This window comes from Rhodococcus sp. 05-2254-2, from assembly GCF_002259095.1.
Taxonomy (GTDB): Bacteria; Actinomycetota; Actinomycetes; order Mycobacteriales; family Mycobacteriaceae; genus Rhodococcoides.
The window spans coordinates 14,923-27,575 of the sequence record NZ_NOZJ01000011.1; the positions used below are offsets into that span (position 1 = coordinate 14,923).

10 protein-coding genes are annotated in these 12,653 nt (G+C 65.9%); 5 read left to right on the forward strand and 5 right to left on the reverse strand.

Features of this window, described 5'->3' with window-relative positions; translation table 11 throughout:
• Positions 1–5: 5 nt before the first annotated feature.
• Complete coding sequence (locus tag CH283_RS17695) at positions 6–716, reverse strand: CPBP family intramembrane glutamic endopeptidase (protein WP_068051435.1); 711 nt, start codon at positions 714–716, stop codon at positions 6–8.
• Positions 716–1,900 carry an NAD(P)H-binding protein gene (locus CH283_RS17700; protein ID WP_094638999.1) on the reverse strand — a complete coding sequence of 395 codons (1,185 nt, stop codon included), beginning with the start codon at positions 1,898–1,900 and terminating at the stop codon, positions 716–718. The genes CH283_RS17695 and CH283_RS17700 overlap by 1 nt, the downstream gene beginning before the upstream one ends.
• A gap of 54 nt (positions 1,901–1,954) precedes the next feature.
• On the opposite strand from CH283_RS17700, the gene CH283_RS17705 reads away from it, so the two are divergent.
• Complete coding sequence (locus CH283_RS17705) at positions 1,955–2,560, forward strand: ribulose 1,5-bisphosphate carboxylase large subunit (protein ID WP_068051439.1); 606 nt, start codon at positions 1,955–1,957, stop codon at positions 2,558–2,560.
• Positions 2,561–2,570: 10 nt separating this feature from the next.
• Here CH283_RS17705 and CH283_RS17710 read toward each other — a convergent pair whose 3' ends face one another.
• Positions 2,571–3,092 carry a J-domain-containing protein gene (locus tag CH283_RS17710; RefSeq protein ID WP_094639000.1) on the reverse strand — a complete coding sequence of 174 codons (522 nt, stop codon included), beginning with the start codon at positions 3,090–3,092 and terminating at the stop codon, positions 2,571–2,573.
• A gap of 109 nt (positions 3,093–3,201) precedes the next feature.
• A complete protein-coding gene (locus CH283_RS17715) occupies positions 3,202–3,453 on the reverse strand; it encodes a modification methylase HgiDII (RefSeq protein ID WP_068051442.1) in 252 nt (83 codons plus the stop codon).
• 97 nt (positions 3,454–3,550) lie between these two features.
• Here CH283_RS17715 and CH283_RS17720 point away from each other — a divergent pair, with 97 nt between their 5' ends.
• The 4 genes from CH283_RS17720 (at position 3,551) to CH283_RS17735 (ending at position 10,652) form a co-directional block, all read left to right on the forward strand.
• A complete protein-coding gene (locus tag CH283_RS17720) occupies positions 3,551–8,128 on the forward strand; it encodes an ATP-dependent helicase (RefSeq protein ID WP_094639001.1) in 4,578 nt (1,525 codons plus the stop codon).
• Positions 8,129–8,166: 38 nt separating this feature from the next.
• Positions 8,167–8,940, forward strand: a complete 774-nt coding sequence (locus tag CH283_RS17725; protein ID WP_068051446.1) for a DNA-formamidopyrimidine glycosylase family protein — start codon at positions 8,167–8,169, stop codon at positions 8,938–8,940.
• Between the two features lie 108 nt (positions 8,941–9,048).
• Positions 9,049–9,399, forward strand: a complete 351-nt coding sequence (locus CH283_RS17730; protein WP_068051448.1) for a YciI family protein — start codon at positions 9,049–9,051, stop codon at positions 9,397–9,399.
• Complete coding sequence (locus tag CH283_RS17735; protein ID WP_255183254.1) at positions 9,396–10,652, forward strand: RNA polymerase sigma factor; 1,257 nt, start codon at positions 9,396–9,398, stop codon at positions 10,650–10,652. Before CH283_RS17730 ends, CH283_RS17735 begins: the two co-directional genes overlap by 4 nt.
• A gap of 148 nt (positions 10,653–10,800) precedes the next feature.
• Here the strand turns inward: CH283_RS17735 and glpD are convergent, their stop codons facing one another.
• Positions 10,801–12,531 (reverse strand): glycerol-3-phosphate dehydrogenase, encoded by a 1,731-nt coding sequence (gene glpD / locus CH283_RS17740; RefSeq protein WP_094639003.1) that lies wholly within the window; start codon positions 12,529–12,531, stop codon positions 10,801–10,803.
• Positions 12,532–12,653 lie beyond the last annotated feature (122 nt).

Consider the following 12,653-nt stretch of genomic DNA (forward strand, 5'->3'; position numbering starts at 1 on the left):
CTTTTTCACAGGAACAGAGGGGGTAGGGCGAGGACCATGACCGCCGACCAACTGACGTGCGTGAGAATCGGAGCCAGGATGCCACCGGACGCACGCCTCTGCAGACCCATCACGTAACCGAGTAGGACAGCCGCGAAGCCCAGCATCGGATTGCCGGATGCGAGGGTGGCAATCGCGTAGATGACGGTGGAGATGATGACCGGATGCTTGACCCCGATGGCCGAGTACAGGGCTCCCCGGAAGAAGATCTCCTCGGCGACGCCGTTGAGCAGCGCGATGAAGACGATCAGAACCAGTGACCCCACCCGGGCGTGTGCGAGCACGTTCTCGGTGAAGTCGGCCAGCGGCGGAATCTGCCGAACCACGAGTCCGCCGAGCAAGAAGACTCCGCCCACGGCGAGTCCGATCAGGATGGGGGTGACGATCGGCCGTCTGATCGACCCGCCGACCTGGATACGGCCCAGGTGCAGTGGTCCGGACGCAAATCCACCGATCGTCCAGACTGCGGCAAGCACCAGCGTCAGCGCATAGAACGTCGGGTCACCCGGCTCCGTCTTGAGCGAGAAGTACAGCACCGTCGCGCCGATCACCAAGGTGATCATCACGACGATTCGGCGCTTGCGAAACGCTGCGTCGGACTGTCGGTGATCGCGCTCGACTGGATCGACCAGAGCGGACTTCATCACGTTGAGCGCGGTCGTGGACCACGTTCCCATTACGCCTCCTCGGTATCGGTCAGTCGGCGTACGGCCGACCTCGCGCGTCGATTCACGTCGGCTATCACGTCGAGATTGGTGCGTACCGCTGCCGCGACGGGCTTGGCGTACAGCAGTCGACGCCCGCCGAGGGCTTCGATCAACCCCCAGGTGCGGTCCGAGGATGCCGCGACACCGCGACGTCTGATCCCCAGAGCGTCACCGCCGCTCCAGGCCGCGTCGGTGCGCGCGAGCCGAAGCGGATCCTTCAGCGCACACACACCGGGAGGGTCACCGACCATTCCCCGCACACTACGGGCCATGGCGTCGGCAATCGTGATGAGACCTCGGGGAGGGTCCGGCACGAGTTCACGAATCCGACTCTCCGACGTCGTCATCGTGTTGTGCAGCGACCCGACGAGGTCTTCGGCGAGTCCCGCGGGAACCGGAATGATCTTTCCGATGACCTTGCCTGCGAGCGAGGTCGGCACCAGCGGCACCGGAACGCCGATGCGCTGGAGGCCGGCAGCTTCGACGTACGCGAACACCAGATCTCGATACGGCACCACATCCGGCCCACCGATGTCGTAGGAACCCGCTGGGACTGCATCGGTGTCGGCGCTTGCGAGCAGATAGTGCAGAACGTCGTCCACGGCAATGGGCTGCACGGGCTCGGCGAGCCAACTCGGCAGCGGCAGCACCGGCAAGCGGTCGGCGAGGTAGCGCAACATCTCGTACGACGTCGAACCTGCACCCAGGACGATGGCCGCTCTGAGCCAGACCAGCTCGACGCCGTCCACCGTCAGAGCCTCGCCGACGTCCGCCCGGCTCGCGAGGTGCTCCGACAGCTGGTCGTCATCGGGTACGAAACCACCGAGGTAGACGATTCGGTGTACTCCCGCCCGCGCCGCCGCCGCGGCGAACTGCTCGGCAGACCGCCGGTCCTGCGCGCGGTAATCGGACTCGCCGATGGCATGCACGAGGTAATAGGCCACGTCGATGTCGCCGGACTGCGCGAACGCGGCAGCGCAGGACTGCTCGTCGGTGACATCGAGCGAGACTGCGGTGACGGAGTCGAAGAAGTCGAAGGTCCGCAGGTTGTCCGGCGTTCGGGAGCCGACGACGACCTCGAACTCGTCGGCCAGCAGAGCTGCCACCAACCGCGACCCGATGTACCCGCTGGCACCGGTGACGAGAGCTCTCATGCTTCGAGGCTAACGGCACTCGGGGCGTTGTGTCGGTGTGGCATTGTCGCTCCTATGGCTCTGGTCTTGGCAGGTGTGGTGCTCCCCGATCCCCTCGGTACCGAAACTGTGCTCCGGCGAGGAGTCGCGGTCGCTCGGGCCGGTGCGGGCTGGATGCTCACCACGACCGCTTTCGCGCTTACCCTGCCCGGCCGAATCGAAGCACTGCTGACGCGCATTGAGATGTTGATGACACGTATCGATCACGTGATCGACTCCGCCGACGCCGTGGTCGCCAGCGTGCAGCGGACAACCGGGGCCGCGGACGAGGTGGTCGCGTCGGCGTCGGTCGCCTCACACACCGCGCTGGAGCTGATCGAGTTGTTCGATCCCATCGCCAAGAAGTCCGAGCCCATGGCCCGCAAGTTCGTCGACAACCTGTCCGAGGAGGAAGTCGACGCCGCGATCGCGATGGTCGATCAGCTCCCCGGACTCCTCGATCACATGGAAGCGCTGCTTCCCATTCTCGCCACCCTCGACACGGTGTCCCCCGAGATTCACGAACTCCTCGGAGTCACCAAGGACGTTCGGCGCGCGGTCATCGGCATTCCGGGATTCAAGTTCTTCCGCAATCGCGGTGAGGACAAGCTCAACGAGGAGCTACGAGACGAAGAGAACTAGGCGCTCGGGCTCAACGCCCCCGGGCGAGCCTCGTACGTAGTCGCGTCCACCAGGACGGTGCCTCCGAAACCGCCGCATTCGTGGGTGTCGCGGGCGACTGCGCCGCATGCTCGCGGGCCAGTCGGTCGACCTCGGCGCGGTTGATCCGCCAGCTCTGCATCCAGTTCTCGACGTCCACCGGGCCGAGCGGCACGATCGGCGGCGTCGGGAACCGAATCCAGTCGACGATGCGAGCGTTCAACTCGTCCAACACCTCTCGTGCCGAATCCTCGCGCCGAATGCCGATCAATGTCGACGGCAGCCGCTCGATCTCCTTGCGCAGCTGCAATGCAGTGGGCAGCAAGGCGTCGGCGGGCAGGTTCTCCCGTTTCAGGTAGCCCCGCACCCACCACAGCTCGTCGCCGGGATCGCCGACCGGGATCGGCTTGCCGGTGCCCTCCAGGCCCTCGAACGCACCGTTGTCCTGCGCCTCGCGAATCTGCTTGTCCACCCAGGACTCGAACGTGACTCCTGGTTTCTTGCGTTCGGTCACCCCGTCGACTGTAGATCCGGTGCCGGGCTCCGCGCCACGGCTGCTGCGAACACGACGAAGCCCCGACCCACGTAGGCGGGCCGGGGCCGGTGTCGCGCAGCGGTACTGGTCAGCCGTACTCGGCGACCAGTCGATCGAATTCCTCGCGGTCGATGACCTGGGGCTCGTTGATGGCGAGAGCCTGCGCGTATTTGCTCGCCAGGTGGTAGTCGCGGCCGAGTGGCCCGTGCTCGGCATCGTCCTCGTCGGACTGGATGCTCGCGCCCGGAGGCACCTCGTTCTGCAGGCCGTTGGTCTTGCTGCCGAGCAGAGCGTCGAGTTTCGCGGAAATCTTCTGCATGATCTCTTGGTCGTCGGTCATGGGGGGTGGTGTACCCGAATCGCTCGAATCGACACCGCCGCACGCTCGGGGAACGGCGTGAGGGTTATCTGTCGGTGCCCGGGGGCATGATGATGGGATGGCCAGGCAGAGTACGGGCACCGACGGAGCGGGCGAGCTGTCGGTGATGCAGAAGTTGTCGCGGCCGACCCGGGAATGGTTCACCGGCGCTTTTCCCGCTCCGACGTCCGCGCAGTTGGGCGCGTGGTCGTCCATCTCGAGTGGTTCGCACACCCTCGTGGTTGCTCCGACGGGTTCGGGCAAGACGCTCTCGGCCTTCCTGTGGGCCCTGGACGAGCTTGCGCAGCTGGGTGCGGACAGCACCCGCAAGACCAAAGTCCTCTACATCTCGCCGCTCAAGGCCCTTGCCGTCGACGTCGAGCGCAACCTGCGCGCTCCCCTCGTCGGCATCACCCAGACCGCCAAGCGCCTCGGCCTGAACCCACCGGAGATCTCGGTCGGTGTGCGATCCGGCGACACCAGCGCCGCCGACCGCAGGAACATGATCAAGACTCCGCCGGACATCCTGATCACCACCCCGGAGTCGCTGTTCCTCATGCTCACCTCGGCCGCGCGAGACATCCTCGCCGAGGTCGACACCGTCATCGTCGACGAGGTACACGCCGTCGCAGGCACCAAACGTGGCGCACACCTCGCGGTGTCTCTCGAACGGCTCGACGCGATGCTGGACAAGCCGGCTCAACGCATCGGCCTGTCCGCGACGGTGCGACCCCACGAGGAGGTCGGCCGATTCCTGGCCGGTGCCGCTCCCATCGAGATCGTCGCTCCACCTGCACCGAAGACGTTCGATCTGACGGTCCAGGTGCCGGTCGAGGACATGACCGAACTGGGCGTCACCGACCCGAATGCGGACACCTCGGCCGCTCCCCCGGCGCAGGGATCCATCTGGCCCCACGTCGAGGAGAAGATGGTCGATCTCATCCTCGAGCACAAATCGTGCATCGTCTTCGCCAATTCTCGACGGCTCGCAGAGCGGCTCACTGCGCGGCTAAACGAGGTGTACGCCGAACGGATCGGCGACGGCGTCGACACCGAGCACAAACCGCCCTCGCAGGTCGGCACTCCCACCGACGTGAACCACGGTGCCGATCCGTTGCTGGCCCGAGCCCACCACGGCAGTGTCAGCAAGGATCAGCGCGCGCTGATCGAAGACGATCTCAAGACCGGCAGGCTGCGCTGCGTCGTCGCCACCAGCAGCCTCGAACTCGGAATCGACATGGGCGCAGTCGATCTGGTCGTCCAGGTCGAAGCGCCACCATCCGTGGCGAGTGGATTGCAACGCGTCGGACGCGCAGGTCACCAGGTCGGCGAGATCTCCAAGGGCGTGTTGTTCCCCAAGCACCGGACCGACCTGATCCACTGCGCCGTCACCGTCGAACGCATGACGTCGGGCAAGATCGAGGCGTTGTTCGTTCCCGCCAATCCACTCGACGTGCTGGCGCAGCAGACGGTGGCGGCCTGCGCCCTCGAACCGATCGACGCCGAGGACTGGTTCGATTCCGTCCGTCGCACAGGCAGTTTCGCCACGCTGCCCCGTTCGGCATACGAGTCGACTCTCGACCTGCTCTCGGGTCGTTACCCCTCGGACGAGTTCGCGGAACTGCGGCCGCGGCTGGTGTGGGACCGCGACGCGAACACTCTCACCGGCCGTCCCGGCTCGCAACGGCTGGCCGTCACCTCCGGTGGCACCATCCCCGACCGCGGCCTGTTCACCGTCTACATGGTGGGCGAAAAGCAGTCCAGGGTAGGCGAACTCGACGAGGAGATGGTCTACGAATCGCGAGTGGGTGACGTGTTCGCTCTCGGTGCCACCAGCTGGCGCATCGAGGAGATCACCCACGATCGGGTGCTCGTCAGCCCGGCGTACGGCCAACCCGGCCGGCTCCCCTTCTGGCACGGCGACGGCCTGGGCCGGCCGGCCGAACTGGGCCAGGCCCTGGGCGAGTTCCTGCGCAGCACCACCGATCGCAGCAACTTGGCCGACCGGCTGAGCTCCGACGGTCTCGACGCCAACGCGGTCAACAACCTCATCGCATTGCTCGACGAGCAACTCGAGGCCACCGGCCAGCTCCCCACCGACAAGACGATGATCGTCGAGCGGTTCCGCGACGAACTCGGTGACTGGCGGCTCGTGCTGCATTCCACCTACGGTCAGCAGGTGCACGCGCCGTGGGCACTCGCAGTCGGCGCGAGGCTGATCGAGCGATACGGCATCGACGCCGCGCCCACCGCATCCGACGACGGCATCATCGTCCGGCTTCCGGACACCGACGACCAGCCGCCGGGCGCAGAACTGTTCGTCTTAGAGCGCGACGAGATCGCCGACATCGTCACCGAGCAGGTCGGCGGGTCGGCTCTGTTCGCATCGAGATTCCGCGAATGTGCCGCTCGCGCACTGCTTCTCCCCCGCCGCAACCCGGGCAAGCGAGCGCCGCTGTGGCAGCAGCGCCAGCGTTCGGCTCAACTGCTCGACGTGGCACGCAAGTACCCGACGTTCCCGATCCTGCTCGAGACCGTCCGCGAGTGCCTGCAAGACGTGTACGACCTCCCCGCCCTCGAGGACATCCTGGCCAGAATCGGCCGACGCCAGATCAGAATCGTCGACGTCGAGACGCCGTCACCGTCCCCGTTCGCCAACTCGCTGCTGTTCAACTACGTCGGCGCATTCATGTACGAGGGCGACAGCCCGTTGGCCGAACGCCGAGCCGCCGCACTGTCACTCGACTCGGCGCTCCTCGCCGAGCTGCTCGGACGCGTCGAACTGAGAGAGCTGCTCGACGACAGCGTCATCACCACCACCGAACTCGAGCTACAGCGCCTCCCCGAGGACCGCCACGCCAAGGACATCGAAGGCGTCGCGGACCTGCTGCGACTGCTCGGTCCGCTGACCGTCGAGGAAGTCGGCCTTCGAACCGACGGCGACGAATACCCGCAGTGGCTCACCGAACTCGCCGACGCCAAGCGGGCGATGGAGGTCTCGTTCGCCGGCAAGAACTGGTGGACGGCGATCGAAGACGCCGCTCGGCTGCGCGACGCACTGGGCGTCCCGCTCCCCATCGGAACTCCGTCCGCCTTCATCGAACCCGTCGACGACCCGCTGGTCGACCTGATCAGCCGGTACGCCCGAACCCACGGACCGTTCACCCTCGACGACGCGGCGGCGCGCTTCGGGGTGGGCACCGCCGTGGTACGCGACGTCCTGCGCAGACTCGCCGTCGACAAGCGCGTCGTCGAGGGCGAATTTCGGCCCGGAGCCACCGGCAGCGAATGGTGCGAGGCCGAGGTCCTGCGACGTTTGCGGCGCCGGTCGCTCGCTGCGGCCCGGCAGGAGATCGAACCCGTCTCCACCGCCACCCTCGGCCGCTTCCTGCCGGCGTGGCAGCACGTGGACAGCCGACGCCTGAGCGGAATCGACGGCGTCGCAACCGTCATCGAACAGCTTGCGGGCGTTCCTGTTCCGGCATCGGCCTGGGAATCACTCGTGCTCTCGTCGCGGGTGACGGACTACAGTCCGGCGATGCTCGACGAACTGACCTCCACCGGAGAGGTGTTGTGGTCAGGACACGGCGCGATCTCCTCGAAGGACGGCTGGGTGAGCCTGCACATGGCCGACACCGCTCCGCTGACTCTCGTGCCCGCTGCCGAATCCGACCTGTCGGAGTTGCAGATTCGCATTCAGGACGCCGTTGCGGGCGGCGGCGCGTACTTCTTCCGCCAACTCTCCGACACCGTCGGCAGTATCGATGACACCGCACTTCAGGCCGCCCTGTGGGAGCTGGTGTGGGCGGGCCGTCTGAGCAACGACACATTCGCCCCGCTGCGCGCGCTGTTGAACTCCACGACCACCCGCTCGGCCCCGAGCCATCGAGCACCGCGTCGCACACCGCGGTTGCGCTCGTACCGGCAGTTCGAGCGGCCGTCCCTGCCCACCCGCACCGGACCTCCTACCGCGGGTGGACGATGGTCGAGGTTGCCCGAGCTCGAACCCGACCTGACCGTCCGCGCCCATGCGACCGCCGATGTACTGCTCGAACGCTACGGCGTGGTGACCCGCGGCTCGGTGATGAACGAGGGCGTGCCCGGCGGATTCGCCACGATGTACAAGGTGCTCACCGGATTCGAGGATTCCGGTCGCTGCCGTCGCGGCTACTTCGTCGATTCCCTCGGCGGAGCGCAGTTCTCCACCTCCGATGTGGTGGACCGGTTGCGCAGCTACGACGAACCGAAGAAGAACGCCACCGCCGTCGTGCTCGCGTCGTGCGATCCGGCCAACCCCTACGGCGGAGCACTGCCCTGGCCGAAAGCAGGCATCGGCGAGGCCGGTGTCGGAGACAAGCCGGACGAGACGACGAAGCATCGGCCGGGTCGCAAGGCCGGTGCACTGGTGGTCCTCGTCCGGGGCGAGTTGACGATGTTCGTCGAACGCGGCGGAAAGTCGGTGCTGACGTTCGGTGAGAACACCGAGGACATCGGCGCTGCAGCAACCGCATTGGCGGCCACCGTTCGCCGCGGCGGAGTCGACAAGCTACTCGTCGAGCGGATCAACGGTCACGATATTCACGGCACCGACTTCGCCAAGACCCTGACCGAGGCCGGTTTCTCGGCGACGCCACGCGGCCTTCGTCTGCGTCGCTGAAGCACCGCAACACTCCCCAGGAACGAGAAAGGACACCGATGCCCGAGGGCGATACCGTCTGGCGCGCTGCGAACACTCTGCGGGCAGCGCTGGAAGGCCAGCGACTGACGACCTGCGACATTCGCGTACCCCGTTACGCCACAGTCGACTTCACCGGAGAGACCGTCGATTCCGTCGCCTCACGCGGTAAGCACCTGCTGATCAGAGTCGGCGGCTACGTCATTCATTCGCATCTGAAGATGGAGGGCACCTGGCACGTCTACGCACCCGGCGCTCGCTGGCGTCGCCCCGCGTTCCAGGCACGGATCATCCTGAACACCGCCGACGCGCAGGCCATCGGGTTCGAACTCGGAGTGCTCGACATCGTCGAGGACGAGGACGAGGTTGTCGGCTATCTCGGACCGGATCTACTGGGTCCCGACTGGGACCCGAAAACCGCCCTGACCAATCTGGAGTCGGATCCGGCTCGTCCCGTCGGACTCGCTCTGCTCGATCAGCGCAACATCGCAGGGCTCGGCAACGTCTATCGAAACGAGATCTGCTTCCTGCGTGGCATAGACCCGCGTACACCGGTCGGCGACGCCGGTGACCTGAAGAAGACGATCGACCTGTCCTATCGATTGATCATGGCCAACAAGGATCGAAACCAACGCGTCACTACCGGGGATCGACGCCCGGGCCGACACTTCTGGGTGTACGGCCGGGAGAACAAGCCATGCCGACGCTGCGGAACCACCATCGAATTCGGCCTGATCGGAGACAACCCACTCGAGGAACGGCAGATCTACCACTGCCCGCACTGCCAGAACTGAGGTCTGGCGAGATCGTCCGGTCCGTGGTGTCCTTTTCGACGAACCTCGTTCGTCCTTCGTGTGTAGGTCGACGAACGGCGCCGACCACGACGATTCCAAGGAGACCTCATGACCACGTACGCAGCCATCGTCTACACCCATGACGCCGACTGGACCTCGCCCGAGGTCGCGGACGAGATGGCCGAATACGGTGCATTCAGTGCCGCGGCCGGACCCGCGATCATCGGCGGAGCGGTCCTTCACCCCACCTCGACCGCCACCACCGTGCGCGTGTCGGGCGGGAAGGGAGGTGACGTCCTGACAACGGACGGTCCGTTCGCCGAAGCAAAAGAGGTACTCGCGGGGTTCTTCCTCCTCGAGGCACAGGACCTCGATGCCGCGATCGCACTGGCCGCACAGATCCCAGCGGCATGGAACGGAGCAATCGAAGTACGGCCGATCATCCCGATGGCTCAGTGAGCACACCGGCCGAGCACCTGGCGGCCGTGGTCCGTGACGAGGGTCGCCGAGTGCTGGCGACCCTCGTGCGCACCACCGGCAGCCTTGCCGTCGCCGAGGACGCAGTCTCCGAGGCTGTGGTGACCGCACTCGCTCACTGGCCTCGATCGGGTGTCCCCGACAATCCGCGCGCCTGGCTCACGACCGTGGCTCGAAACAAGGCACTCGACATCATCAGACGCGAGGCCGGGCGCACCACGAAGGAACGAGAGGCGGCGGATCTCGCCGTGCTGAAGCAGAATTGGAGCGAGAGCGACGAGTCCGCGATCGCCGACGATCTGTTGCGGTTGGTCTTCACCTGCTGTCATCCGACGCTCTCCGTCGACGCCCAGGTGGCACTGAGCCTGCGCACGCTCTGCGGGCTCGCCACGTCCGACATCGCCCGATTGATGCTCGTGCCCGAGGCCACCATGGCCAAACGCCTCACACGCGCGAAGAAGAAGATCGCAGCTGCCAACATTCCGTATCGAGTACCGGATTCGGCAGAGTTACCGCAACGACTCGACGCTGTGGCCACCACGGTGTATCTGATGTTCACCGCCGGCCATCTCGGGGGCGAGACGCTGGTGCGGCCGCAGCTGTGCGACGAGGCACTTCGGTTGGTCCGCTTGCTGATCGACCTGATGCCGGACGAGCCGTCACTCCAGGGGCTTCTGGCCCTCATGCTGTTCACGGACTCGCGCCGGGCGACCAGGACCGATGAATCGGGCGGCCTCGCCAGGCTGGAGGATCAGGACAGATCTCGGTGGAATCGAGAGGCTATCGAGGAGGGTGCTCGGTTGATGGACAGTGCACTGCGTCGCAACGACTCTCGGCCCAGCCGCTACACCATCCAGGCAGCCATCGCAGCATGTCACTCCACTGCAGCGACCTACGCCGACACCGATTGGTCACGAATCGTCATGTTGTACGACGCGCTCGTGGTTGTGGAGAACACCCCGATCGTGGCACTGAACCGCGGTGTCGCCGTAGGGGAAAGCCAGGGTCCTGCCGCCGGGCTCGACGCACTCGACGCCATCGATTCTCTCGGCAGCCACTACCTGTGGCATGCCTGTCGAGCTGTGATGCTCGATCGCCTGGACCGCATGGAAGAGGCCGAGAACGCACGAACGGCTGCGCTTGCTCTCGACCCATCGCCGGTCGAGAGAGCGTATCTCCGGGCGCAGCTCGCGCCGTCCTCGCGCCCTGTCGAGCAAAGACGGGATGAAACCTGAAAGCTCCCTGTCAGGTGCGGCCAAGCCTGTTCACAGCTTCGCCGATCACCATGGATCGTATGTTGACACTTGCGATACTCACCCTGCTGATCATGGCCGTGTCCGGCGCGACAGCTGCTCGCGCGCCCCGGACGCTGGTTCGACTGCGCTAGATCGTGCGAACGGGTTCGAGGATTTCCTGGCGGGCCTCGGGAGCGACGACTCGCAGAGCGTCCGCCGAGGCGTCGTCGGGCTGGCGCTGTGACTCGATCTCGGCTTCCACCCGGGCGCGGTAGGTCTCGACCTCACGGTCCACCGTGGCCTCGTCCCAACCCAGGACAGGTGCGATCAACGCCGCAACCTGACCCGCACAGTTCATCCCGCGATGGGAGTACTCGATGGAAATCCTGGTACGACGCGACAGCACGTCCTCGAGATGCAGTGCGCCCTCGGCTGCTGCGGCGTACACCACCTCCACCTGAAGGTAGGCCGGCGCATCGGTGAGTGGTTGCAGCAGTTCGGGTTTGCCGTCGGCCATCGCCAGCACCTCGTCGATCAACGAACCGTACCGATCGAGCAGATGCGTCACCCGATGTGGATGCAGCTTGTACATCTCACCCAGATGCGGTGCCTGATTGACCAGGGCGAAGTAACCGTCGGCACCGACGAGGGGCACCTTCTCGGTGATCGAGGACGCCACCCGCACCGGGATGTCCTCGGCCGCCAGATCGACGGCGTCCTCGGCCATCACTCGGTAGGTCGTGTACTTGCCGCCGGCGATGGCGATGAGTCCCGGGGCCACCCGAGCGACCGCGTGCTCGCGAGAGAGCTTGGAGGTCTCGTCGCTCTCGCCTGCCAGCAGTGGCCGCAGGCCCGCGTACACACCGTCGATGTCCGCGTGGGTGAGCGGCGTGACGAGCACGCCGTTGACCTCGCCCAGGATGTAGTCGATGTCGGCTTTGGTGGCGGCCGGGTGCGCCAGATCGAGATTCCAGTCGGTGTCGGTGGTACCGATGATCCAGTGCGCACCCCACGGAATGATGAACAGCACCGACTTCTCGGTACGCAGAATGATCGCGGCCTCGCTGACGATTCGATCGCGCGGCACCACGATGTGCACGCCCTTCGAGGCGCGTACCCGGAACCGGCCGCGCATGTTGGACAGCGACTGAATCTCGTCGGTCCACACGCCGGTGGCGTTGATCACCACGTGTGCGCGCACCTCGGTGGTGGCACCGGTCTCCGAATCACGCACGCGCACACCGGAAACCCGGTCGGCCTCACGCAGGAAGCCGACGACCTGGGTGGAGGTCCGCACCACTGCGCCGTAATGAGCGGCCGTCCTGGCGACGGTCATGGTGTGCCGGGCGTCGTCGACGACGGTGTCGTAGTACCTGATCCCGCCGATCAACGACTTGCGTTTGATCCCGGGCGACATCCGCAGCGCACCGGATCGAGTCAGGTGCTTCTGCTGCGGCACCGATTTGGCCCCACCCATCCGGTCGTACAGAAAAATACCCGCGGCGATGTACGGACGCTCCCACAACCGGTGAGTGAGCGGGAAGAGGAACTTCAGCGGCTTGACCAAGTGCGGTGCGAGCGTGGACAGGGAAAGTTCGCGTTCGTGCAGGGCCTCACGGACCAGCCCGAACTCGAGCTGCTCGAGGTATCGAAGCCCGCCGTGGAACATCTTGGACGAGCGAGACGACGTTCCCGACGCGTAATCCCGCGCCTCGACCAGCGCCACCTTCAGTCCGCGCGTCGCCGCGTCGAGGGCCGCACCGGAGCCGACGACGCCACCGCCGATCACCACCACGTCGAACTGCTCGGTTCCGAGCTGGTCCCACGCCTCCACCCGCTGGTCGGGTCCGAGGAACTTCGTATTCGATCGGTTGCTCATCTCGAACGCTCCCTCTCCATCGAAAATCCCCGCATTGCTTGCACGTCAGGCTACCGCCCCAGGTCCTCGAGGCGCAGAACCTGCCGTGGTCGAAACAGTCCGGTCGAAGCAGTCGGGTCGGG

Bases quoted from the DNA above. Each gene is read 5' to 3' on its own strand.
- CH283_RS17695 (WP_068051435.1), bottom strand. From the start codon at position 716: ATGGGAACGTGGTCCACGACCGCGCTCAACGTGATGAAGTCCGCTCTG.
- CH283_RS17700 (WP_094638999.1), bottom strand. From the start codon at position 1,900: ATGAGAGCTCTCGTCACCGGTGCCAGCGGGTACATCGGGTCGCGGTTG.
- CH283_RS17705 (WP_068051439.1), top strand. From the start codon at position 1,955: ATGGCTCTGGTCTTGGCAGGTGTGGTGCTCCCCGATCCCCTCGGTACC.
- CH283_RS17715 (WP_068051442.1), bottom strand. From the start codon at position 3,453: ATGACCGACGACCAAGAGATCATGCAGAAGATTTCCGCGAAACTCGAC.
- CH283_RS17720 (WP_094639001.1), top strand. From the start codon at position 3,551: ATGGCCAGGCAGAGTACGGGCACCGACGGAGCGGGCGAGCTGTCGGTG.
- CH283_RS17725 (WP_068051446.1), top strand. From the start codon at position 8,167: ATGCCCGAGGGCGATACCGTCTGGCGCGCTGCGAACACTCTGCGGGCA.
- CH283_RS17730 (WP_068051448.1), top strand. From the start codon at position 9,049: ATGACCACGTACGCAGCCATCGTCTACACCCATGACGCCGACTGGACC.
- glpD (WP_094639003.1), bottom strand. From the start codon at position 12,531: ATGAGCAACCGATCGAATACGAAGTTCCTCGGACCCGACCAGCGGGTG.